This is a genomic window from Xanthomonas sp. NCPPB 1132, from assembly GCF_056629235.1.
The window spans coordinates 2268519-2290456 of the sequence record NZ_CM152819.1; the positions used below are offsets into that span (position 1 = coordinate 2268519).

The 21938-nt window shown below is 69.5% G+C and carries 20 protein-coding genes; 14 read left to right on the forward strand and 6 right to left on the reverse strand.

Features of this window, described 5'->3' with window-relative positions:
- Positions 1-88: 88 nt before the first annotated feature.
- Positions 89-517 (reverse strand): hypothetical protein, encoded by a 429-nt coding sequence (locus AC1G9L_RS09615; RefSeq protein WP_019801735.1) that lies wholly within the window; start codon positions 515-517, stop codon positions 89-91.
- Between the two features lie 132 nt (positions 518-649).
- Between AC1G9L_RS09615 and AC1G9L_RS09620 the strand changes: the two genes are divergently transcribed.
- Entirely contained in the window at positions 650-1462 is an 813-nt protein-coding gene (locus AC1G9L_RS09620; protein ID WP_019801736.1) for a tRNA threonylcarbamoyladenosine dehydratase, read from the forward strand.
- Here the strand turns inward: AC1G9L_RS09620 and AC1G9L_RS09625 are convergent.
- From AC1G9L_RS09625 to AC1G9L_RS09635, 3 genes are all read right to left on the reverse strand, one after another.
- Complete coding sequence (locus tag AC1G9L_RS09625) at positions 1459-2898, reverse strand: putative bifunctional diguanylate cyclase/phosphodiesterase (protein ID WP_019800172.1); 1440 nt, start codon at positions 2896-2898, stop codon at positions 1459-1461. The genes AC1G9L_RS09620 and AC1G9L_RS09625 overlap by 4 nt on opposite strands.
- Positions 2899-3368: 470 nt before the next feature.
- On the reverse strand, positions 3369-4163 hold the full coding sequence (locus AC1G9L_RS09630; protein ID WP_019800173.1) for a TatD family hydrolase: 795 nt from the start codon (positions 4161-4163) through the stop codon (positions 3369-3371).
- Between the two features lie 6 nt (positions 4164-4169).
- Complete coding sequence (locus AC1G9L_RS09635) at positions 4170-4406, reverse strand: DUF6116 family protein (protein ID WP_010344418.1); 237 nt, start codon at positions 4404-4406, stop codon at positions 4170-4172.
- 172 nt (positions 4407-4578) lie between these two features.
- Here AC1G9L_RS09635 and AC1G9L_RS09640 point away from each other — a divergent pair, with 172 nt between their 5' ends.
- The 6 genes from AC1G9L_RS09640 to AC1G9L_RS09665 all read left to right on the forward strand — a co-directional run bounded on the left by AC1G9L_RS09640 (position 4579) and on the right by AC1G9L_RS09665 (position 10250).
- Positions 4579-5394, forward strand: coding sequence for a glycine zipper 2TM domain-containing protein (locus AC1G9L_RS09640; protein WP_481070862.1), 816 nt, complete (start codon positions 4579-4581; stop codon positions 5392-5394).
- A 112-nt stretch (positions 5395-5506) separates the two neighbouring features.
- The gene (locus AC1G9L_RS09645) at positions 5507-6670 is read left to right on the forward strand and encodes an acyl-CoA dehydrogenase family protein (RefSeq protein WP_481070864.1); all 1164 of its coding nucleotides are present in this window, start codon (positions 5507-5509) and stop codon (positions 6668-6670) included.
- A 48-nt stretch (positions 6671-6718) separates the two neighbouring features.
- Positions 6719-7258, forward strand: a complete 540-nt coding sequence (locus AC1G9L_RS09650) for a GNAT family N-acetyltransferase (protein WP_019800176.1) — start codon at positions 6719-6721, stop codon at positions 7256-7258.
- A 37-nt stretch (positions 7259-7295) separates the two neighbouring features.
- The gene (locus AC1G9L_RS09655) at positions 7296-7973 is read left to right on the forward strand and encodes a glutathione S-transferase family protein (protein ID WP_481070866.1); all 678 of its coding nucleotides are present in this window, start codon (positions 7296-7298) and stop codon (positions 7971-7973) included.
- A gap of 52 nt (positions 7974-8025) precedes the next feature.
- A complete protein-coding gene (locus AC1G9L_RS09660; RefSeq protein ID WP_019800178.1) occupies positions 8026-8580 on the forward strand; it encodes an NAD(P)H-dependent oxidoreductase in 555 nt (184 codons plus the stop codon).
- Between the two features lie 251 nt (positions 8581-8831).
- Positions 8832-10250, forward strand: coding sequence for a replicative DNA helicase (locus tag AC1G9L_RS09665; RefSeq protein ID WP_010344425.1), 1419 nt, complete (start codon positions 8832-8834; stop codon positions 10248-10250).
- A 91-nt stretch (positions 10251-10341) separates the two neighbouring features.
- On the opposite strand, the gene AC1G9L_RS09670 is transcribed toward AC1G9L_RS09665, so the two are convergent.
- Positions 10342-10836, reverse strand: coding sequence for a hypothetical protein (locus tag AC1G9L_RS09670; protein WP_019800179.1), 495 nt, complete (start codon positions 10834-10836; stop codon positions 10342-10344).
- A gap of 500 nt (positions 10837-11336) precedes the next feature.
- Here AC1G9L_RS09670 and AC1G9L_RS09675 point away from each other — a divergent pair, with 500 nt between their 5' ends.
- The 3 genes from AC1G9L_RS09675 (at position 11337) to AC1G9L_RS09685 (ending at position 15107) form a co-directional block, all read left to right on the forward strand.
- Positions 11337-12758 carry an FAD-binding domain-containing protein gene (locus AC1G9L_RS09675; RefSeq protein ID WP_019800180.1) on the forward strand — a complete coding sequence of 474 codons (1422 nt, stop codon included), beginning with the start codon at positions 11337-11339 and terminating at the stop codon, positions 12756-12758.
- A 95-nt stretch (positions 12759-12853) separates the two neighbouring features.
- Complete coding sequence (locus AC1G9L_RS09680; RefSeq protein ID WP_019800181.1) at positions 12854-14308, forward strand: wax ester/triacylglycerol synthase family O-acyltransferase; 1455 nt, start codon at positions 12854-12856, stop codon at positions 14306-14308.
- A 94-nt stretch (positions 14309-14402) separates the two neighbouring features.
- Positions 14403-15107, forward strand: coding sequence for a YiaD family glycine zipper/OmpA-like lipoprotein (locus tag AC1G9L_RS09685; protein WP_481070868.1), 705 nt, complete (start codon positions 14403-14405; stop codon positions 15105-15107).
- Between the two features lie 90 nt (positions 15108-15197).
- Here the strand turns inward: AC1G9L_RS09685 and AC1G9L_RS09690 are convergent, their stop codons facing one another.
- Complete coding sequence (locus AC1G9L_RS09690) at positions 15198-16301, reverse strand: LysR substrate-binding domain-containing protein (RefSeq protein ID WP_019800183.1); 1104 nt, start codon at positions 16299-16301, stop codon at positions 15198-15200.
- A 126-nt stretch (positions 16302-16427) separates the two neighbouring features.
- Here AC1G9L_RS09690 and AC1G9L_RS09695 point away from each other — a divergent pair, with 126 nt between their 5' ends.
- The 4 genes from AC1G9L_RS09695 (at position 16428) to AC1G9L_RS09710 (ending at position 21932) form a co-directional block, all read left to right on the forward strand.
- Complete coding sequence (locus tag AC1G9L_RS09695; protein ID WP_019800184.1) at positions 16428-16652, forward strand: hypothetical protein; 225 nt, start codon at positions 16428-16430, stop codon at positions 16650-16652.
- A complete protein-coding gene (locus AC1G9L_RS09700; RefSeq protein WP_481070870.1) occupies positions 16649-17422 on the forward strand; it encodes an SDR family NAD(P)-dependent oxidoreductase in 774 nt (257 codons plus the stop codon). Before AC1G9L_RS09695 ends, AC1G9L_RS09700 begins: the two co-directional genes overlap by 4 nt.
- Before the next feature lie 11 nt (positions 17423-17433).
- Positions 17434-18627, forward strand: a complete 1194-nt coding sequence (locus tag AC1G9L_RS09705) for an efflux RND transporter periplasmic adaptor subunit (RefSeq protein ID WP_481071084.1) — start codon at positions 17434-17436, stop codon at positions 18625-18627.
- A gap of 134 nt (positions 18628-18761) precedes the next feature.
- Complete coding sequence (locus AC1G9L_RS09710) at positions 18762-21932, forward strand: multidrug efflux RND transporter permease subunit (RefSeq protein WP_019801586.1); 3171 nt, start codon at positions 18762-18764, stop codon at positions 21930-21932.
- Positions 21933-21938: the final 6 nt, after the last annotated feature.

Below are 21938 nucleotides of genomic sequence, written 5' to 3' on the forward strand. Positions count from 1 at the left end.
AAGTCCGCCGATAGGTCATCGGCGACGCGTGCGCTGGCATGCAGCGACACCGCCCGCTGGACCGTCGGCGCCGAGCGTCGCCGGAAGCTCAGCGGAAATCGCGGTGACAGGCGTCGCAGCGTTCGTCGATCTGCTGGCGGGCCTGCGCCAGTGCCGCGCAGTCGGCCGGCGGCTGCGCCAGCGTCGCGTCCACGCCGGCGCGCAGCGCATCGGCATGCTCGCGGAAGCGACTGTCGTCGGCCAGGTCGGGGAACGCGGTGTCCAGTTCGTCGCCGAGCAGGCGCAACGTGCGCAGTCGCGCCTGCGGACCGGCGCCGCTGCATTGCCGGTGCGCGGCGTCGCGTTCGAGCAGTACCAGTTGCTTGCCCATGACCTGCATCAGGCTGCGCGGGAACGGATCCTGGCGCGCCTGCACCGCGCGCAACGCCATCACCGTCAGGACCAGGCCGAGCAGCAGCCCGGCCAGCAACACGAACAGATAGCGGGACGTGGAGGCGGGCGGGGGCGGCTTGGCCATGGGCGGCATGCACGGCGGGATGGAACCCTGATGGTACGCCTGCGGCAACGCGTCGCGCGCGGGCGACCAAGCCGCGGCGCGAATCCCCGATCCCCAATCCCGGCCCCACCGGCAATCCCCTAAAATGCACGGATGAACGAACAATGGCGCGAGCGCTTTGCCGGCATCGACCGGCTCTACGGACAAGGCACGATCGCGCGGCTGGCGCAGTGCCGCGTGGCGGTGGTGGGCATGGGCGGGGTCGGCTCGTGGGTGGTGGAGGCGCTGGCCCGCTCGGCGGTCGGGCATCTGACCCTGATCGACGCCGACGACATCTGCGTGTCCAACACCAACCGGCAGCTGCCGGCGCTGGCCGGGCAGTACGGGCGCAACAAGGCGGTGGCGATGGCCGAGCGCTGCGTGGCGATCAATCCGCAGATCGAGGCGGTGGCGGTCGAGGCCTTCCTGACCCCGACCAACATCGCCGAGCTGCTCGACGCCGGCTTCGACCTGGTGATCGACGCCTGCGACAGCTTCCGGGTCAAGGTCGAGACCATCGCCTGGTGCCGCCGGCGCAAGCTGCCGCTGCTGACCGTCGGCTCGGCCGGCGGGCGCACCGATCCGACCCTGGTGCGGATCCGCGACGTGTCGCGGACCGAGCACGACGCGATGCTGGCGCTGATCCGCAAGAAGCTGCGCAGCGAATTCAACTTCCCCAAGAACGCGCAGCGCTATTTCGGCGTGCCGGCGGTGTACTCGCTGGAGAACGTGCGCTACCCACAGGCCGACGGCAGCGTCTGCGGACTGCGGCCGGCGCTGGGGCCGGATGCGGCCTTGAACCTGGACTGTGGCGCCGGGCTGGGCGCGGCCACCCACATCACCGGGGCGTTCGCCTTCGCCGCGGTCGGCAAGGCGCTGGAGATGCTGTTGAAGCGCGCCGCGGCGCGCGAGGCCGCAGCCGCCTAGCGCCTGCCGGTGTGCGGCTGCGGCGCATCCGCTGGGTGGGCCGCCGCGCCGCTCATCAGGTTGCGCTCGGTGCTGGCCTGCAGGAGCGCCAGCCGTTCCAGGTCCTGCGCCGGCTGCGGCCGGCCGAACAGGAAGCCCTGGAAGTGCCGGCAGCCCATCGCCGAGAGCATCTCGCATTGCTGCGCATCCTCGATGCCTTCGGCCAGCGCGACCATGCCCATCACCTCGGAGATCTCCACGATCTTGGCCAGCAGGCGCCGCGAGGACTCGTCGGCCCTGGCGTCGTTGACGAATTGCCGGTCGATCTTGAGCTTGGTGACCGGCAGCGTCCGGAGCATCGCCAGCGACGAGAAGCCGGTGCCGAAGTCGTCCAGCGCCCAGCCGATGCCGAACGCCTTGAGTTCGTGCATCTTGGCGCGCACCCCGGCCGTATCCACGTACAGCGCCGATTCGGTCAGCTCGAATTCCAGCGACGCCGGCGCCACGCCTTCGCTGGTGATCACCTGCTTCACCGTGGACACAAAATTGGGATCGAGCAACTGCACGGGGCTGACGTTCACTGCGACCACCAGCGCACGCAGGTCCGGGTCGTGCGACCAGCGTCGCAGCGTAGCGCAGGCCTGGCGCAGCACTTCCAGGCCCACGTCGCGGATCAGCTGGCTCTCTTCTGCCAGCGGGATGAACTTGTCCGGGGTCAGCAGCTTGCCGTTGGGGTGGCGCCAGCGCACCAGCGCCTCGGCGCCGAGCATGCTGCCGTTCGCGTTGACCTGCGGTTGGTACAGCACCTCGATCTCGCCGTTGCCGACCGCGCGCGCCAGTTCCCGCTCCAGCGAGATGCGTGCGTTCACGTCGTTGCGGTAGATGTGCAGGATCGCCGCCAACAGGCCGGCGGCGCAGGCCATGTTGCAGATGGCGCCGAGCCGGCGCATCCGCTGCGGTGGCGAGTCATGCGGCGCCAGCCAGTCCAGTTCGCCCGAGCCGAAGGCGACGAAGGCGGCCAGGCACGCCATGGGAAACACCAGCGCGCGGTAGCGGCGGCTGCGATCGAACACGAACAGTGCGCCGGCCGCCAGCGGCAGGAAGAAGGTGTGCACGGACCGCGGCACCGTGCCGATCGGCGCGTCGATGATCGAGATCACCAGGACCACGACGAAGACGCCGTGCGCGACCAGCGACAGCGAGCCCTCGTCGCAGTGGCGGCGGCGGCCCAGCGCGAGCAGGCCGACCGCCGTCAGCCCGACGAAGGCGATCGCCAGTTCCGGCCGGCCGTAGTACAGGTAGCACACGGTCCACAACGCGCCGAGCGAGGTGCACGAGACCCCGGCCAGGGTCATGGTGCTGCGCATCTTGCGGCTGCGATTGCTGTCGCGGAATTTCAGCGAGACCCAGCTTTCGCCGTTGGAGGCATGTTTTTCCGAAGCTGCGCCGCTCTTCATTGCCGCAGCGCTCGCATGCGCGACGGCGCCGTTCGCGCCCGAGCGGCCGCGGAAGAGGCGATCGCACGCGGGCGCCGCGCGCTGGGGAGAAGCGGGTAGGGAATGCGGCTTGCCGACTGTTTCACGCCAGGATGATCCGATCTGCCAGAACGCGTGCCATCGAGCCGGCCGCCGAGCCTTCGCTGAGAGCGAACGGGTTCACACTCCGGTACCTGGCGGATAAAGCGCCGCTCGCCGTTTCAGCGCGGTGCACAGTAGCAGAAGCAAGTGCGCCGAAACCCGGTCGAAAGGCGTGCATCCGCCTGCCCAGGTCACAGTTTCGGACGAAAGCCGTTTTGCCAGGCGATGTGCCGCGTCGACCGCCTTGCAATCACGCATTGCGCGGCCGACGTGCGGCGTCTGTTCCTGTGTCAGTGCGTCAAAAAGCGACGCGCAGCGTCGGAATGTGCGGTGTGCAGAAACGCGTTGGGTCAGGCGATGACGGGCGTGCCGGCGCGCGTGTCGGGCAGGCCGAACAGGCGCCGCGCGTTGGCCGTGGTCTGCGCGGCGATGGCGGCGGCAGGTGCATCGCGCAGTTCGGCGATGGTGTCCAGCACCGTGCATAGCCGCGCCGGTTCGTTGCGCTGCCCGCGGATCGCCGCGTCGGGCTGGTCCGGCGCATCGGTTTCCAGCAGCAATTGCTCCAGGGGCATCGTGGCGGCGAGCCGACGCAGGCGCTGCGCGCGTTCGTAGGTGACCGGCCCGCCGAGACCGATCAGGAAATCCAGCGATCGCAACTGTGCGGCCTGTTCGGCGCTGCCGGAGAAACTGTGCACCACGCCACGCAGGCGCCCGACCTTGCGGATCGCCAGGATCACCGCGTCCACCGCGCGCCGCGCATGCACGATCACCGGCAGGTCGAACTCTCGTGCCAGTTGCAACTGGCCGACGAAGTAGCGGTGCTGCTCGGCTTCGTCCAAGCCTTCGACGAAGAAATCCAGGCCGCATTCGCCGATGGCGCAGGGACGCTCGCGTTCGATCCACTCGCCGAGCAAGGGCAGGTGTTCGGGGCGGTGCTGATCCAGGAACAACGGATGCAGCCCGTACGCCGGATACAGGCCGGGCGCGGCCGCGCATACATCACGCAGTTTGGGCCAGGAGGCCGCAGTGATCGCCGGCACCACCTGCGCCTGCACGCCGGCCGCCTGCGCGCGTGCGATCACCGCGGCGCGGTCCGGGTCGAACTCCGCCGCGTCCAGGTGGCAATGGCTGTCGATCAACTGCATCGGCGCTCAGCGGCGCACGCGTCGGGCGGTGGAGGTCAACGGCTCGGTAGCCGGCGCCGGTGTGCGGGTCTTCCAGTTGGCCAGCAGCAGCGTGCCCAGGCCGAACACGATCTCGTCGATGAAGGGCACCGGGTCGGGCAGCAGCACGCTCAGCACGAACAGGCCGGCGGTGATCTTGAACAGGGTCGGGTAGCGCAATTTGCCCGCCCAGCGCAGCAGCGGATACACGATCGGATTGGGCACGGCACGTCCTCCGGGGAGCGGTGGAAACGCTAACAGCCTCGATATGGCGACGTTCCGCGGGCGTTACCAGCCATGTGTACGCCACGTTACTGAATAGGGAGCGGATCGGTTCAGCTTCGGCATGGTAATCACAGCACCGTAGACAACGCGGTCAGCCCGCAGGAGAGCACACATGAAAAGCACTACGACAACCGTTCTGGTCGCGGCTGGCGCCTTGCTCGTCGGCGGCGTCGCCACCGCGGCCTTCATGAACAATCGCGACAAACCGGTGGACGTCGGCAGCAGCGACGTGCGCCCGGCCCTGGACAACACGCGCGGCGACAGCGCGATGGACAACAGCGTCGGCGGCAAGCTCGAGTATGCCGACGTGGTGCGGGTCGATCCGATCACCCAGAAGCAGCAGCGCTACGCCGAGGTGATCGGCACCGAGCCGCTGCGCGAGACCTCCACCACGACCACGCCGCGCCAGGTGTGCAACGACGTGGTGGTGCAGGAGCGCCTGCCCGAGCGCGACGGCAACGTCGGCGGCACCGTGGTCGGCGCGGTGGTCGGCGGCCTGCTCGGCAACCAGATCGGCCACGGCAACGGCCGCAAGGCCGCGACCGCGGCCGGCGCGGTGGCCGGCGGCTTCATCGGCAACCGCATCGACCAGAACCACGTCGGCGGCCGCGTGGTCGACCGCACCGAGCGCCAGTGCCATACCGAGAACAGCACCGCGCAGTTCTCGACCATCACCGGCTACAACGTGACCTACCGCAACGACGACGGCACCACCGGCACCATGCGCATGGACAGCAAGCCGGGCAACCGCATCGCCATGGGGTCGCAGGACGTGGTCAAGGGCTACGACGTGACCTACCGCTACGACGGCCAGGAAAAGACCGTGCGCATGGACGACCGTCCGAACAGCGACCGCCTGCCGGTGCTGGACGGCCGCCTGGTCACCCAGACCGCCTCGGCCGGCGACACCACCGTCAGCCAGCGCTGAATCGCAGCGCGGTTGTACCTCCGAAGGCCGGCGCTTGCGCCGGCCTTCTTCTATTTGAGGGCGGTGGCGCAGGCAGGGCCGATACAATGCGGCTTTCGCCGTGGACACCGCCATGCCCCTGCCTTGCGACGACCTGTTCAACGTAGCCGCGCTGCTCAGCGAGGAGGAGCGCGCGATCCAGCAGGCGGTGGCGCGCTTCGTCGACGCCAAGGTGCTGCCGGTGATCGGCGATGCCTTCGACCAGGCGCGGTTCCCGCGCGAGCTGGTGCCGGAACTGGCGCAACTGGGGCTGCTCGGCGCCAGCCTGCCCGCAGCCGATGGCGGTGGCGGCCTCAACGCGGTCTGCTACGGCCTGATCTGCCAGGAACTGGAGCGCGGCGACAGCGGCCTGCGCAGCTTCGTCAGCGTTCAGTCCTCGCTGTGCATGTACCCGATCCACGCCTACGGCAGCGACGCGCAACGCCAGCGCTGGCTGCCGGCGATGGCCGCCGGCACCGCGATCGGCTGCTTCGGCCTGACCGAGTCCCAGGGCGGCTCCGACCCGGCGGCGATGCAGACCCGTGCCGTGCGCGACGGCGACGGCTGGCGCCTGAGCGGCAGCAAGATGTGGATCACCAACGGCAGCATCGCCGACGTGGCGATCGTGTGGGCGCAGACCGACGACGGCATCCAGGGCTTCCTGGTCGAGGCCGGCACGCCGGGCTTCGGCACCCAGGACATCGCGCACAAGATGAGCCTGCGCGCCTCGGTGACCTCGGCGCTGTTCTTCGATGACGTGCGCCTGCCCGACAGCCAGCGCCTGCCCGGCGTGCGCGGGCTGAAGGGCCCGCTGGGCTGCCTGACCCAGGCCCGCTACGGCATCAGTTGGGGCGCGATCGGCGCGGCCATCGCCTGCCTGCGCGAGGCGCTGGCCTATGCCGGCGAACGCATGCTGTTCGGACGGGCGCTGGCGGCGACGCAGAGTGCGCAGATCAAGCTGGCCGACATGGCGCGGCGTATCGCCGCCGCACAGTTGCTCGCGCTGCAACTGGGCCGGCTCAAGGACGCCGGCACCCTGCAGCCGGCGCAGGTCTCGCTGGCCAAGTGGAACAACGTGCGCATGGCGCTGGACATCGCGCGGGAGTGCCGCGACCTGCTCGGCGGCGCCGGCATCACCACCGACTACGGCGCGATCCGGCACGCCCTGAATCTGGAATCGGTGATCACCTACGAAGGCACCGAGACCGTCCACCAACTGGTGGTCGGTCGCGAGCTGACCGGCATCAACGCGTTTTGAACCCATGTCCCGCGCGCGGCGCGGGCCCGTTTTGCAGGAGACCCGACGATGAGCGTCTTCGATGTGCGCGTGGAAACCGAGCGCCTGTTGCTGCGCCCGCCGACCGCCGAGGATTTCGCGGCGTTCTGCGCGTTTTCCGCCGATGCGCAGACCATGCATCACCTCGGCGGCGTGCAGGCGCCGTCGGTCGTCTGGCGCGGCCTGGCGACGATGGTCGGCAGCTGGCAGTTGCAGGGCTTTGCGATGTTCTCGGTGATCGAGAAGCGCAGCGGGCAGTGGATCGGCCGGGTCGGCCCCTGGCAGCCGCACGGCTGGCCGGGCACGGAGGTTGGCTGGGGCATCGCGCATCCGCACTGGGGCCAGGGTTATGCGCCGGAGGCGGCCGCGGCGTCGATCGACTGGGCGTTCGCGCAGTTGGGCTGGAGCGAGGTGATCCACGTCATCGCCCCGGACAACGCCAACTCCAAGGCGGTGGCGAGCAAGCTGGGCTCGCGGTATCTGCGTCCCGGGCAATTGCCGGAGCCGCTGCCGCAGGAACCGATCGAGGTCTGGGGCCAGTCGCGCGCGCAATGGCAGGCGCGGCGCTGAACCCCAACGACAGCAGACGTCCACACAGGAGCGGCGCATGGCATCCGAACGTTTTCCCCTGACCGTGTACGGCATGGCCCTGTCCGGCAACTGCTACAAAGTGCGGCTGCTGCTGGACCAGCTCGGCTGCGCTTACCGCTGGGTCGAGATCGACAGCGCCAACGGCCAGACCCGGACCCCGGCCTTCCTGGCCAAGAATCCCAACGGCAAGGTGCCGCTGCTGGAGCGCGAGGACGGGCGCGTGCTGGCCGAATCCAACGCCATCCTGTGCTGGCTGGCCGAGGGCACCGGCTATCTGCCCGCCGATCCCTGGCAGCGCGCGCAGGCGCTGAGCTGGCTGTTCTTCGAGCAGTACAGCCACGAGCCCTACGTGGCGGTGGCGCGCTTCGTCTGCGGCTGGACGCCACCCGATTCGCCGCGGCGCGCCGAGCTGCCACGCCTGCGCGAGGGCGCAGTGCGGGCGCTGGCGGTGATGGAGCAGCACCTGCAGGCGCAGGCCTGGTTCACCGGCCCGGCCTACGGCATTGCCGATATCGCGTTGTTCGCCTACACCCATTGTGCCGGCGATGCCGGTATCGCGCTGACGCAGTATCCGGCGCTGTGCGACTGGCTGCAGCGGGTGCGCGCGACGCCGGGCTTCGTGGCGCTGCCACCGCTGCCGGACGAGGTGCGCGCGCGACTGGCGCAGGCCGGTGCAGACGTGGCGTTCACCTGACTGCCGCGCGGCGGCGGCTAGCCTGAAGATCCATTCAGTCTGGAGCTACGCCATGAGCCAGTACCGTATCGCCGTGTTCGTCGGCAGCCTGCGCAAGGAATCGTTCAACCGGCGCCTGGCGCACGCGCTGGAGCGCCTCGCCGGCGACCGTGCGCGCTTCGAGTACGTCGAGATCGGCGACCTGCCGCTGTACAACCAGGACCACGACCACGACTATCCGGCGCAGGGCCGGCGCCTGAAGACGCAGGTCAGCGGCGCCGACGCGGTTCTGTTCGTGACCCCCGAATACAACCGCTCCATCCCCGGCGTGCTCAAGAACGCCATCGACCTGGGCTCGCGTCCGTATGGCGAGAGCGCCTTCGCCGGCAAACCGGCGGCGGTGTGCGGCACCTCGCCCGGGTCGATCGGCACCGCCCTGGCGCAACAGCACTTGCGCAACGTGCTGGCCTACCTGGACATGCCGGTGTTGGGGCAGCCGGAGATCTTTCTGCAGTTCAAGGAGGGGCTGATCGCCGAGGACGGCGCGATCGACGACGAGCGCACCCGCAAGTTCCTCTCCGGTTTCGTCGACAAGTTCATTGCCTGGATCGACGAGCTGCAGGCCTGAAGCGCTGCCACTGCAATCGCGGTCGGTGACGCCTGGATCGGGCAGGGCGGGCCTTGTGCCGCAAGGTCTCGGCGAGGTTCTCAACCGGTTGTCCCCAGACTTGTCCCCAGCGAGTGCCGATCGCGGTGAGGCGCGCTGTCGTTCGGCAGGCGTCCCGCCCTAGCCCCGGCCGGGCGCGGCGACTAAAATCGGTGCCCGGGCCGCGGTGAGGCCGCGCCCGGCGCCCGCGCCCCACAGAGAAGACCCAGCCTATGTCCGCCCGTCCCGGCTACCGCGGCGATCGCAAGAGCGAGCGCAGCGAACGCAGCGAGCCGCGTCTCGACCAGTTGCGCGTGCCGCCGCACTCGATCGAGGCCGAACAGGCCGTGCTCGGCGGCCTGATGCTGGCGCCGGACGCCTACGACCGGGTCAACGACCAGCTCACCGAGAACGATTTCTACCGGCGCGATCACCAGTTGATCTACCGCGCGATCCGCGAGCTGGCCGAGAAGGGGCGCCCGTTCGACGCGGTGACCCTCGGCGAGTGGTTCGAGTCGCAGGGCAAGCTGGAGATGGTCGGCGACGGCGCCTACCTGATCGAATTGGCCAGCACCACGCCGTCGGCGGCCAATATCGTCGCCTACGCCGAAATCGTCCGCGACAAGGCGGTGCTGCGGCAGCTGATCGAGGTCGGCACCACCATCGTCAACGACGGCTTCCAGCCGGAAGGGCGCGAGAGTTCGGAGCTGCTGGCATCGGCGGAAAAGGCCGTATTCCAGATCGCCGAGGCCGGTGCGCGCGGGCGTAGCGACTTCGTGGCGATGCCAGGTGCGTTGAAGGACGCGTTCGAGGAACTGCGCAACCGCTTCGAGAACGGCGGCAACATCACCGGCCTGCCGACCGGCTACACCGACTTCGATGCGATGACCGCCGGCCTGCAGCCGACCGACCTGATCATCCTCGCCGCGCGTCCGGCGATGGGCAAGACCACCTTCGCGCTGAACATCGCCGAGTACGCGGCGATCAAGTCGAAGAAGGCGGTGGCGGTGTTCTCGATGGAAATGTCGGCCTCGCAGCTGGCGATGCGCCTGATCTCCTCCAACGGCCGCATCAACGCGCAGCGCCTGCGTACCGGCCAGCTCGAGGACGAGGACTGGGCGCGGGTCACCGGCGCGATCAAGATGCTCAAGGAGACCAAGATCTTCATCGACGACACGCCGGGCGTGTCGCCGGAAGTGCTGCGCTCCAAGGCGCGCCGGCTCAAGCGCGAGCACGACCTGGGCCTGATCGTGATCGACTACCTGCAGCTGATGTCGGTACCCGGCAACAGCGAGAACCGCGCCACCGAGATCTCGGAGATTTCGCGCTCGCTCAAGGGCCTGGCCAAGGAGCTGGGTGTGCCGGTGATCGCGCTGTCGCAGCTCAACCGCTCGCTGGAAACCCGCACCGACAAGCGCCCGGTGATGGCCGACCTGCGCGAATCCGGCGCGATCGAGCAGGACGCGGACATGATCGTGTTCATCTACCGCGACGACTACTACAACAAGGAAAACTCGCCGGACAAGGGCCTGGCCGAAATCATCATCGGCAAGCACCGCGGCGGCCCGACCGGGTCGTGCAAGCTCAAGTTCTTCGGCGAATACACCCGCTTCGACAATCTCGCCCACGATTCGGTGGGCGCGTTCGAGTGATCCGCAGCCCGCACCTGCGGGCAGCGGTCGCGACGCGCGACGCCCGCACGCAAGGCTGCGGACGCCGGCGTGCGGGCGGAGGCAGCGAGGATCAGTAGGGAATGTCGATCTGGGCGTTGCTGGTGGTGTCGTAGGTGTTGGCGCCGTACTCGGCATGATGGGTGCAGACCACGGTGATCTTGCGGTATGCGCCGTAGACGAAGTTCGACGTGAAGTGCACGTCGACCAGGGCGCCGTTGCCTTCCTCGTCGTAATCGGTGGTGTAGCCGTTGCCGTACGGGTCGTAGGCGTTGCAGCGCACGTTGATGTAGTTGGCGTCGACGCGGTCGTTGTTGGCGTTGGCGAAGCGCGAGTAGGCGCGGATCTTCAGACGCTTGCCACCGGCCGGACGGTTGTCGGACTCGTAGCCCTGGTTCTGGATCACGCCCTGCAGCGTGTAGACCGGCGTGCTGCTGCCGCCGCTGCCCGGCGGTTGATAACCGCACGATCCCGGGCCTTCCTCGATCTCGGTGCTGCAGGCCATCGCCAGCGGGGCGGTGAGGCACAGCGCGAGGGTGAGGGCGGCTTTTGCGATGCGCTTGTCCATGGGTCTTGCTCTCCTGAGGGTGTTGCGGATGTCGGCGATGGGCATGACCGTGCTGCGCCGTCGGCTGCCCGCAGCGCGGCGCGGCCCTGTCGATGCAGGTCCGGGCGCGGGCGGTTCGGGCCGCACGCAGCCGCGCTCGCCGGCCGTGGTGGCCGTGAGGTCGCAGAAGCGATGGCGGATGTTCCCCGTGCGCGCGAGACGGCCGTGGCCGTGTCGTGCGCGGTGCAGCGAGAGCACGGATGACGTCCTTCCCCGGAACGTCGTCCAACAGCAGCGGTCGCGGCGCCGCTTCGACATGACGGCGCCCGCCTAGGCGTTATAGCAGGGCGGGTGCGGCACACGCGCGCGGCGCGCGGCGATGTCTACGAAATCCGGTCAGTGCGACCCGCATCGGGCCAGGGAAGTCAAAGTGCAGGCACGTGCGGGTCGCGTCGCCGCATGCTCACCTGGCCGCTGCACCCGATCCGTATCATGGCGCGTCCTTCGCTGCGTCTCCTCGCATGAGCTACGCCATCGTCTGGTTCCGGCGCGACCTGCGCCTGCACGATCAACCCGCCCTGCAGGCCGCGCTGGATGCCGGGCATACGCCGGTGCCGGTCTACCTGCACAGTCCGGAAGACGAGGGCGCATGGGCCGCGGGCGCGGCCTCGCGCAGCTGGCTGCAGCGCTCGCTGGCGGCGCTGGACGCGCAAGTGCGCGCGCGCGGTTCGCGTCTGATCCTGCGCCAGGGTCCGGCCGAGGTCGCCTTGCGCCAGGTGATCGCCGACTGCGGCGCGGAGGCGGTGTACTGGAATCGCCGCTACGAGCCGGCCACGCAACCGCGCGACGCGCGGCTCAAGCGCGAACTGCGCGAACAGGGGCTGGAGGTGCACAGCCACAACAGCGCGCTGCTGTTCGAACCCTGGCAACTGGCGACGCAGCAGGGCGGCCCGTACAAGGTGTTCACGCCGTTCTGGCGCAGCGCGCTGAGCCATTGGCAGGTGCCGGCGTTGCAGGCCGCGCCGAAGTCGCTGCCGCCGCCGCCCGCGGATCTGGACAGCCTGCCGCTGGAGCGGCTCGGCCTGGCGCCGGCGCTGGACTGGGATCGCGGCTTCTGGGAGGTCTGGCAGCCGGGCGAGGCGGGCGCGCACGAGGCGCTGGAGGTGTTCGTCGATGGCGCGCTGCGCGACTATCTCGACGGCCGCGACCGCCCGGACCAGGTCGGCACCTCGCGGCTGTCGCCGCACCTGCATTTCGGCGAGATCGCGCCCTGGCGCATCGTCGCGACGCTGGAACAGCAGCGCCGCGCCGCCACCGCCGCGGCCATCGACGGTTACATCCGCCAGCTCGGCTGGCGCGACTTCGCCCATCACCTGCTGCACCATTTTCCCGACACGCCCGAGCGCAACCTCAATCCGCGCTTCGAGCGCTTCCGTTGGGCCACGCCCGATCCCGCGCAGTTGCACGCCTGGCAGCGTGGACGCACCGGCGTGCCGATCGTCGATGCCGGCCTGCGCGAGCTGTGGCACACCGGCTGGATGCACAACCGCGTGCGCATGATCGTCGCCAGCTACCTGTGCAAGCACCTGCGCGTGCACTGGTCCGAGGGCGCGCGCTGGTTCTGGGACACCCTGGTCGATGCAGACCTGGCCAACAACACCCTGGGCTGGCAGTGGGTGGCCGGCACCGGCGCCGACGCCGCGCCCTATTTCCGCGTGTTCAATCCGGTGACCCAGGCGCAGAAGTTCGATCCGAAGGGTGAGTACATCGCGCGCTGGGTGCCGGAGCTGGCAGCGCTGCCGGTGGCCGATCGCTTCGCGCCCTGGCAGGCGCCGCAGCGGCTGGCGCAGGCTGCGCCGCAGTATCCGCGTCAGCCGATCGTGGACCTGGCCGCCGGCCGCGACGCGGCGCTGGCCGCGTACCGCGAGACCGCTGCCGGTTGAACATCGCGCCGTGTTGCGCGGCGCAGCACGGCCGCAGGCGCGATTGACGCCCTTCGCGGGGCCATGATTCACTCCGGGCTCGGACAGGAGCCCGCATGGCCACCAGCTCAGCTCGCCGCAAGCCGCAGCGCGAACCGATGTCGCGCGTGGACACCGCCTGGTTGCGGATGGACCGGCCGACCAATCCGATGATGATCACCGGCGTGCTGATGTTCGACGAGCCGCTGACCCTGTCTGCGCTCAAGCAACTGGTGCGCAAGCGCTTCCTGGCGTTTCCGCGATTCCTGCAGAAGCCGGTGGAGACCGCCACCGGCGCCTACTGGCAGCGCGACGACGATTTCGACCTGGACTGGCACGTGCGCCTGTCGGCCTTGCCCGGGCGCGGGCAGAAGAAGGCGCTGGAGCGCTTCGCCGGGCAGATGGCGTCCACGCCCTTGGACAAGACCAAGCCGCTGTGGCAGTTCCACCTGATCGAGCGCTACGAAGGCGGCTCGGCGCTGGTGGCGCGGATCCACCACAGCTACGCCGACGGCATCGCCCTGGTTCAGGTGCTGCTGTCGCTGACCGATACCCAGCGCACCCCGGAGCCGTCGGCGCAGCTCGAGCGCGCCTGGCTTAAGGACGACGGCAAGGAAGTGGTGCGCCGGGTCGGCGCGGTGGACCGCTACCTCAAGCTCGGCGGGCGCATGCTCGACAAGGGCCGGGCGATGGCGCAAGACCCGAACCTGCCGCAGATGCTGGCGCGCGAAGGTGGGCTGATCGGCCGCGAACTGGTCAATGCGCTGCTGCTGGCCGACGATCCGCCGACGCTGCTGCGCGGCCGCCTCGGCGTCAGCAAGCGCGTGGCCTGGGCCGAACCGCTGGACCTGGACGAGGTCAAGGCGGTCGGCCGCGCCTGCGACTGCACGGTCAACGATGTGCTGATGGCGACCATGGCCGGCGCGTTGCGCGATTACATGCTCGAGCGCGGCGAACGCCTGGACGGGGTGACTCTGCGCGCCACCGTGCCGGTCAACCTGCGCCCGCTGGAGCACGCGCGCAAGCTCGGCAACCACTTCGGCCTGGTGTTCCTGGACCTGCCGGTGGGCGAGGCCAATCCGGTGCGGCGGCTGCAATGCGTGGCCGAATCGATGCAGCAGCTCAAGCAGTCGCGGCAGGCGATGGTGGTGTTCGGTCTGCTCGCGGCGGTGGGCATGGCGCCGGCGGCGCTGCAGTCGGCGGCGCTGGACCTGTTCAGCCGCAAAGCCACCACCGTGGCGACCAACGTGCCGGGGCCGCAGCAGCCGCTGTACCTGGCCGGCAGCCGCGTGCGCGAGATGATGTTCTGGGTGCCGCAGACCGGTTCGATCGGCGTCGGCGTGTCGATCATGAGCTACAACCACCGCGTGCACTTCGGCCTGATCGGCGATGCGCGGCTGATTCCGGATCCGGACGCGGTGATGCGGCGGGTCGGCGCCGAATTCGAGAAGCTGCTGTACCTGGCGCTGATGAGCGATTGGGAGCAGCCGTTGAGCGCGGCCGACGCCGAGACCCTGCTGCCGTCTTCCTGAACCTGGCGCATCGCGCGCCGCGCCGCGTTCATCCGCGCCTCGCGTGGCGCTGTTTATGCTGCCACCACGTCCATCCAGGTTCGGAGAGAACATGATGAAAACGACCGCCATTCGCGGCATATCCGTGGCCCTGGCCAGTGCGCTGGTGCTGTCCGCCTGCGCCACCGGCGGCTCCTACGTGCAGCGCGACCAGTACGGCAATCCCACCGAGCAGCAGAACCGCACCGGTCGCGGCGCGCTGATCGGCACCGCGGTCGGCGTGGCCGCCGGCCTGCTCAGCGGCAGCAGCGCCACCGAGCGCCGCCAGCACGCGATGATCGGCGCCGGCATCGGCGCGCTCAGCGGCGCGGCGATCGGCAACTACCAGGATCGGCAGGAACGCGCGCTGCGCGAGCGCACCGCCAACACCGGCATCGACGTGCGTCGCGACGGCGACAACATCACCTTGAACCTGCCCGACGGCATCACCTTCGACTTCAACCAGTCCACGCTCAAGCCGCAGTTCTATTCGGCACTCAACGGCGTGGCGCAGACCTTGGGCGAATACAACCAGACCATGATCGAAGTGGTCGGGCACACCGACAGCATCGGCAGCGATGCGGTCAACCAGCGCCTGTCCGAACAGCGCGCGTCCTCGGTGGCCGCGTACCTGACCGCGCAGGGCGTACAGCCCGAGCGCATCCAGACCCTCGGCGCCGGCAAGAAGTATCCGATCGCCGACAACAGCACCGAGGCCGGCCGCGCGCAGAACCGCCGCGTGGAGATCCGCGTGGTGCCGCTGCGCTCCTCGGCCGGCTGACCGATCTGGCAATGGTGACGACGAACGGGCCGCACTGCGGCCCGTTCGCGTTTTTGTCGTACCGATGCGAAGGGCCGTGCGCGACGCGGCTCAGACCAGCGCCGCGTCCTCTTCGTCCTCGGCTTCCGCTTCCAGTGCCGCGTCCGCAGGAACGGGCGCAGGCGCGGCGGCGACGCGCGGCAGGGTGGCCAGCGACTGCGTGTTCATCGCCACGCCGCTGCACAGGGTGAACTCGGCGCCGTCCTCGGCCTGCTGCGTGGCCAGCTTGGCCGGGCACTGCGCCATCATGTAGCTGACGTCGAAGTTGAGCTTGTCGACCAGGAAGTCGACGAAGGCGCGCACCTTCGGCGAGAGCATGCGCCCGCCCGGGAACACCGCGTTGAAGTCCAGGTCCGGCCCGACCCAGCCGCCGAGCACGCGCCGCGCCTTGCCGGCCTCGATCAGCGGCTTGATCGTCGCATCGCTGGCCAGCACCAGGCCTTCGCCGCAGACCAGGCCGCCGATCAGCGCTGCCGAATCGTTGGCCAGCAGGATCGGCTGGACCAGGAACTCGCCGCTCTGCTTGCCGTTGCGCAGCGGCCAGCACAGCCGGTTGCCGCCGCCGCGGCCGTTGCTCAGCGCCAGCGTGCGGTGGTGCTGCAGATCGTCCGGATGCAGTGGTTCGCCGTGGCGTTCGATGTAATAGGGGCTGGCGAAGACCTGGGTGCGGAAGGTGGCGAGCTTGCGCGCGACCATGGTCGAATCCGGCAGCGTGCCCATGTGCAGGGCCACGTCCACGCCTTCGGCGATCGGGTCGACCTTGTCGCTGGTCATGATCATCTCCAGCCGCACTTCCGGGTGCTGGCGGTGGAATTCGCCCAGGATCGGCGCCACCCACGAGATGCCGGCCGAATAGGGCACGCTGAAGCGCAGCCAGCCGCGCGGGCCGGCCTGCAACTGGCCCACCGCGCTCTCGGCTTCCTCCAGTTCGCGGGCGATGCGCTGGCAATGCTCGTGGTAGACCGCGCCGGCCTCGGTCAGCCCGAGCCGGCGCGTGGTCCGGTGCAGCAGGCGCGCGCCCAGCCGCGCCTCCAGGTCCTGCACCTTGCGGCTGACGGTGGTCTTGGGCAGGCCGAGGGCATTGGCCGCGGCGATGAAGCTGCCTTGCTCGACCACCTTGACGAAGATCAGGGTGTCGTTGAGATCGTGGCTCATGGCGGTTCCTTGAGGTGGAGACGATTGGACCGGTAGCGGGACGATTATTCCCCTTAATTCGGACTAATCAAGTGCGGCTTTGGCGCCTAATTTGTCCGCATTCGCCATCACCGACGGTGTTTGCCCATGTCGATGCGCACCCTGTTCCAGTTTTTCGCCTGCCCCGATCGCCAGCTGCGGCGCCGTTCCGCGTCCGTGGCGACGGCGCAATCCCTTTATCCGAAAGCGTTTCGCGAGTTCACGCCGCCGCCGCGGCGGCAGGGCGGCAGCAGCCTGCGCCTGGGCGCGTCCGGCAACGACCGGCTGGGTCGAATCGCGATTGTCCCGTCCGCGGGAGGAAAAGTCCCGTGAGCGGGACGTTGGCCCCCGAGGTTCTGGTCCTCGGCGGCAGCGGCACGGTCGGGCAGGGCGTGGTGCAGGCGCTGCTGGAAGCGGGCAGCCCGGTGCTGGCGGTGGCGCGCGACCGCGCCCGTCTGGCCGCGCTGCGCGAACGCCACCGCGACGAACCCGGCCTGGACGTGCTGTCCGGCTCGGTCGCCACCGATGCGGCCGCCGCGGCCCTGGTCGCCGAGGTCGCGCAGCGGCCGCGGCCGCTGGCCGGGGTGGTCGCCGCGCTCGGCAGCCCGCTGCGGCCGGGGCGCCTGCTGGAGCGGCCGCTGGGCGCGCTGCGCAAGCGCCTGGATGCCGACCTGCTGCCGCACTTGGCTGCCGCCCGGCATCTGGTGCCGCTGCTGGCGCAGCACGAGCGCGGCGCCCGCTACGTGCTGCTGGGCAGTCCCTGCGCGCTGCGCGCCTGGTCCGGGCATGGCGACAGTTCGGTGGCGGCGTCGGCGATCCGCATGCTCGCCCAGGTGCTGCACGAGGAAGCCAAGCCGCTCGGCGTGCACGTGCATCTGCTGTCGCTGTCCGAACCGGTGTGCCGCAGCGACGCCGCCATCGACGATTGCCCGGAGTGGTTCACCACCCTCGGCGTCGGCCGCGCCGTGGTCCACCTGCTCGCAGAACCGCAGCGGCCGGACCGTGCGCTGGTCGAGATCGACCGCCGCCACTTCGCCCAGCCGCGCAGCGCCTTGCTCACCCCCTTGCCGTTTTCCTTCTCCACCCACGAGGTCTCTCCATGAATCCGATTCCGATGCCGTCGCGCCTGCTGCCGGGCGCCCTGCGCCCGCTGGCGGTGGCGCTGCTGGTCGCCACGCTGGCCGCCTGCGGCAGCCAGGCCAACGAACAGGGCGCGCCGCCGCCGCCGAGCGTGGGCGTGGCGCCAGCGCTGCAGAAGCAGATCAGCCAGTGGGACGAGTTCAGCGGCCGCGTCGAGGCGGTGGAGCACGTCGACCTGCGCCCGCGCGTGTCCGGCTACATCGACAAGGTCGCCTACGTCGAAGGCCAGGAAGTGAAGAAGGGCCAGGTGCTGTTCACCATCGACGCGCGCAGCTACCGCGCCGAGCTGGCGCGCGCCGAGGCCGATCTGGCGCGTGCGCGCACCCAGGCCAAGCTCAGCGCCAGCGAGGCCGCGCGTGCCAGGACCCTGTCCGAGCAGCAGGCCATCTCCACCGAGAGCTGGGAGCAGCGACGCGCCGCCGCCGAGCAGGCGCAGGCCGACGTGCTGGCCGCGCAGGCGGCGGTGGACAGCGCACGCCTGAACCTGGAATGGACCCAGGTGCGCGCGCCGATCGACGGCCGCGCCGGCCGCGCAATGGTCACCGCCGGCAACCTGGTCACCGCCGGCGACAGCGCCAGCGTGCTGACCACGCTGGTGTCGCTGGACAAGGTGCACGTGTACTTCGATGCCGACGAAGGCACCTTCCTGCGCTATGCGCAGATGGCGCGCGACGGCCAGCGCCCGAGCGAACGCGACGGCAGCCTGCCGGTGCAGGTCGGCCTGGTCGGCGAGGATGGCTATCCGCATGCCGGCAAGGTCGATTTCCTCGACAACCAGCTGGTGCGCAGCACCGGCACCATCCACGTGCGTGCGCTGCTGGACAACGCCGACCGCCGCTTCACCCCGGGCCTGTTCGCGCGGGTGCGGCTGCTCGGCAGCGGCCGCTTCGACGCGGTGCTGATCGACGACCGCGCGGTGCTCACCGACCAGGACCGCAAGTACGTCTACGTGGTCGACAAGGACGGCAAGGCGCAGCGGCGCGACGTGCAGCTCGGCCGCAGCGCCGAGGGCCTGCGCATCGTGCAGAGCGGCTTGTCCGCCGGCGACAAGGTCATCGTCGACGGCGTGCAGAAGGTGTTCATGCCCGGCATGCCGGTGCAGGCCAAGCCGATCGCGCTGCAGACCACGTCCCCGGCCGCACCGCGTCAGGCCGTCGCCCTCGACTGAGTCGCGGGCGCCGACGCAGCACCGGCTGGCCAGTGCCGGCCGTCTCCGCCGGGTCCGCCATGGCCCGGCGCCGCCACCGGCATGCCTGCGTCCGCGCCCGGCCCCCGTTTCAACCGTTTCCAGGACCACCACCCATGGACTTTTCCAGATTCTTCATCGACCGGCCGATCTTCGCTGCCGTGCTGTCGATCGTCATCTTCGCCGCGGGCCTGATCGCCATCCCGCTGCTGCCCATCGGCGAATACCCGGACGTGGTGCCGCCCTCGGTGGTGGTGCGCACGGTGTATCCGGGCGCCAACCCCAAGGTCATCGCCGAGACCGTCGCCACGCCGCTGGAGGAAGCGATCAACGGCGTGGAGAACATGATGTACATCAAGTCGGTCGCCGGCTCCGACGGCGTGCTGCAGATGACCGTGACCTTCCGCCCGGGCACCGATCCGGACGATGCCGCGGTGAAGGTGCAGAACCGCGTCGCGCAGGCGCAGGCGCGCCTGCCCGAGGACGTGCGCCGGCAGGGCGTGACCACGCAGAAGCAGTCGCCGACCTTCCTGATGGTGGTGCACCTGACCTCGCCCAAGGGCAAGTACGACAGCCTGTACCTGCGCAACTACGCGCGCCTGCACGTCAAGGACGCGCTGGCGCGGATCCAGGGCGTGGGCGATGCGCAGGTGTTCGGCGGCGGTGACTACGCGATGCGCGCCTGGCTGGACCCGGAACGGGTGGCCGCACGCGGCCTCACCGCCAGCGACGTGGTCGCGGCCATGCGCGAGCAGAACGTGCAGGTGTCCGCCGGCCAGCTCGGCGCCGAGCCGATGCCGCAGAGCAAGTTCCTGACCCTGATCAACGCGCAGGGCCGCCTGCGCACCGAGCAGGAGTTCGGCGACATCGTGCTCAAGGTCGGTGCCGACGGCCAGACCGTGCGCCTGTCCGACGTCGCCCGTCTGCAACTGGGCGCCGGCGACTACACCCTGCGTGCGCAGCTGGACGGCAAGAACGCGGTCGGCATCGGCATCTTCCAGGCGCCGGGCGCCAATGCGCTGCAGATCCGCGACCAGGTCATCGCCAAGATGGACGAGCTGACCAAGCAGTTCCCGGACGACGTGAAGTACGAGGCGGTGTACGACACCACCATCTTCGTGCGCGATTCGATCAGCGCGGTGGTGCACACCCTGGTGGAGGCGGTGCTGCTGGTGGTGCTGGTGGTGATCCTGTTCCTGCAGACCTGGCGCGCCTCGATCATTCCGCTGATCGCGGTGCCGGTGTCGGTGGTCGGCACCTTCGCCGCGCTGTACCTGCTGGGCTTCTCGATCAACACGCTGACCCTGTTCGGGCTGGTGCTGGCGATCGGCATCGTGGTCGACGATGCGATCGTGGTGGTGGAGAACGTGGAGCGCAACATCGAGGAGGGGCTGAGCCCGCTGGCGGCGGCGCACCAAGCCATGCGCGAGGTCTCCGGACCGATCATCGCCATCGCGCTGGTGCTGTGCGCGGTGTTCGTGCCGATGGCGTTCCTGTCCGGGGTGACCGGGCAGTTCTACAAGCAGTTCGCGGTGACCATCGCCATCTCCACGGTGATCTCGGCGATCAACTCGCTGACCCTGTCGCCGGCGCTGGCCGCGCGCCTGCTGCAAAGCCACGACGCGCCCAAGGACCGCCTGTCGCGCGGCATGGAGCGGCTGTTCGGCAACTGGCTGTTCCGCCCGTTCAACCGCTTCTTCCACCGCAGTTCCGACCGCTACCAGGGCGCGGTGTCGCGCATCCTCGGCCGCCGCGGCGCGGTGTTCGCGGTGTACGTGGTGCTGCTGCTGGTCACCGGGCTGATGTTCAAGGCGGTGCCGGGCGGCTTCATCCCGACCCAGGACAAGATGTACCTGATCGCCGGTGTGAAGCTGCCGGAAGGCGCCTCGATCGAGCGCACCGACGCGATGCTGCGCAAGGTCGCCACCATCGCCATGCAGACCGACGGCGTGGCCCACGCGATCTCGTTCCCGGGCCTCAACGCGCTGCAGTTCACCAATACGCCCAACACCGGCGTGGTGTTCCTGCCGCTGAAGCCGTTCGCCGAGCGCCACCGCAGCGCGCTGGAGATCAATGCCGAGATCAACCAGCGCATCTCGCAGCTGGGCGAGGGCATGTCCTTCGCCTTCATGCCGCCGCCGATCCTCGGCCTGGGCAACGGTAACGGCTACCAGCTGTTCATCGAGGACCGTGCCAACCTCGGCTACGGCGCGCTGCAGAACGCGGTCAGCGCGATGCAGGGTGCGGTGGCGCAGACCCCGGGCATGAGCTTCCCGATCGGCACGTATCAGGCCAACGTGCCGCAGCTCGACGCCGAGGTCGACCGGGTCAAGGCCAAGGCCCAGGGCGTGGCCCTGACCGATCTGTTCGATACCTTGCAGACCTACCTGGGCTCGACCTACGTCAACGACTTCAACCAGTTCGGCCGCACCTGGCAGGTGATCGCCCAGGCCGATGCGCCGTTCCGCGAGAGCGTGGAGGACATCGCCCGGCTGCGCACCCGCAATGCCAACGGCGAAATGGTGCCGATCGGCTCGATGGTCACCATCAAGCAGACCTACGGCCCGGATCCGGTGCTGCGCTACAACGGCTATCCGGCCGCCGACCTGGCCGGCGAAGCCGATGCGCGTGCGCTGTCCTCGGCCGAGGCGATGGCCAAGATCACCCAGATCGCCAAGCAGGTGCTGCCCAACGGCATGGAGATCGAGTGGACCGACCTGAGCTACCAGCAGGCGACCCAGGGCAATGCGGCGCTGGTGGTGTTCCCGCTGGCGGTGCTGCTGGCGTTCCTGGTGCTGGCTGCGCTGTACGAGAGCTGGACGCTGCCGCTGGCGGTGATCCTGATCGTGCCGATGACCCTGCTGTCGGCGTTGTTCGGGGTGTGGCTGAGCGGCGGCGACAACAATGTGTTCGTGCAGGTGGGCCTGGTGGTGCTGATGGGCCTGGCGTGCAAGAACGCGATCCTGATCGTCGAGTTCGCCCGCGAACTGGAGCTGCAGGGCAAGGGCATCGTCGAATCGGCGCTGCAGGCCTGCCGCCTGCGCCTGCGCCCGATCGTGATGACGTCCATCGCCTTCATCGCCGGCACCGTGCCGTTGGTGTTCTCGCATGGCGCCGGCGCGGAAGTGCGCTCTGCCACCGGCATCACCGTGTTCGCCGGCATGCTGGGCGTGACCCTGTTCGGTCTGTTCCTTACCCCCGTGTTCTATGTCGCCCTGCGCAAGCTGGCCGGGCGGCCGCTGGTCTCGCATGCGCCGGCCCACGCCGACGCGCCGGCGCACGGCTGATTCCTT

What these genes read in the sequence shown, in the direction of transcription:
- AC1G9L_RS09640 (WP_481070862.1), top strand. Translation starts at nt 4,579, where the DNA reads ATGAAAAGCACTACGACAACCGTTCTGGTCGCGGCTGGCGCCTTGCTC.
- AC1G9L_RS09675 (WP_019800180.1), top strand. Translation starts at nt 11,337, where the DNA reads ATGAGCTACGCCATCGTCTGGTTCCGGCGCGACCTGCGCCTGCACGAT.
- AC1G9L_RS09710 (WP_019801586.1), top strand. Translation starts at nt 18,762, where the DNA reads ATGGACTTTTCCAGATTCTTCATCGACCGGCCGATCTTCGCTGCCGTG.
- AC1G9L_RS09670 (WP_019800179.1), bottom strand. Translation starts at nt 10,836, where the DNA reads ATGGACAAGCGCATCGCAAAAGCCGCCCTCACCCTCGCGCTGTGCCTC.
- AC1G9L_RS09705 (WP_481071084.1), top strand. Translation starts at nt 17,434, where the DNA reads ATGCCGTCGCGCCTGCTGCCGGGCGCCCTGCGCCCGCTGGCGGTGGCG.
- AC1G9L_RS09625 (WP_019800172.1), bottom strand. Translation starts at nt 2,898, where the DNA reads ATGAAGAGCGGCGCAGCTTCGGAAAAACATGCCTCCAACGGCGAAAGC.
- AC1G9L_RS09620 (WP_019801736.1), top strand. Translation starts at nt 650, where the DNA reads ATGAACGAACAATGGCGCGAGCGCTTTGCCGGCATCGACCGGCTCTAC.
- AC1G9L_RS09645 (WP_481070864.1), top strand. Translation starts at nt 5,507, where the DNA reads ATGCCCCTGCCTTGCGACGACCTGTTCAACGTAGCCGCGCTGCTCAGC.
- AC1G9L_RS09650 (WP_019800176.1), top strand. Translation starts at nt 6,719, where the DNA reads ATGAGCGTCTTCGATGTGCGCGTGGAAACCGAGCGCCTGTTGCTGCGC.
- AC1G9L_RS09615 (WP_019801735.1), bottom strand. Translation starts at nt 517, where the DNA reads ATGGCCAAGCCGCCCCCGCCCGCCTCCACGTCCCGCTATCTGTTCGTG.
- AC1G9L_RS09690 (WP_019800183.1), bottom strand. Translation starts at nt 16,301, where the DNA reads ATGAGCCACGATCTCAACGACACCCTGATCTTCGTCAAGGTGGTCGAG.
- AC1G9L_RS09660 (WP_019800178.1), top strand. Translation starts at nt 8,026, where the DNA reads ATGAGCCAGTACCGTATCGCCGTGTTCGTCGGCAGCCTGCGCAAGGAA.
- AC1G9L_RS09685 (WP_481070868.1), top strand. Translation starts at nt 14,403, where the DNA reads ATGAAAACGACCGCCATTCGCGGCATATCCGTGGCCCTGGCCAGTGCG.
- AC1G9L_RS09680 (WP_019800181.1), top strand. Translation starts at nt 12,854, where the DNA reads ATGGCCACCAGCTCAGCTCGCCGCAAGCCGCAGCGCGAACCGATGTCG.
- AC1G9L_RS09665 (WP_010344425.1), top strand. Translation starts at nt 8,832, where the DNA reads ATGTCCGCCCGTCCCGGCTACCGCGGCGATCGCAAGAGCGAGCGCAGC.
- AC1G9L_RS09630 (WP_019800173.1), bottom strand. Translation starts at nt 4,163, where the DNA reads ATGCAGTTGATCGACAGCCATTGCCACCTGGACGCGGCGGAGTTCGAC.
- AC1G9L_RS09655 (WP_481070866.1), top strand. Translation starts at nt 7,296, where the DNA reads ATGGCATCCGAACGTTTTCCCCTGACCGTGTACGGCATGGCCCTGTCC.
- AC1G9L_RS09695 (WP_019800184.1), top strand. Translation starts at nt 16,428, where the DNA reads ATGTCGATGCGCACCCTGTTCCAGTTTTTCGCCTGCCCCGATCGCCAG.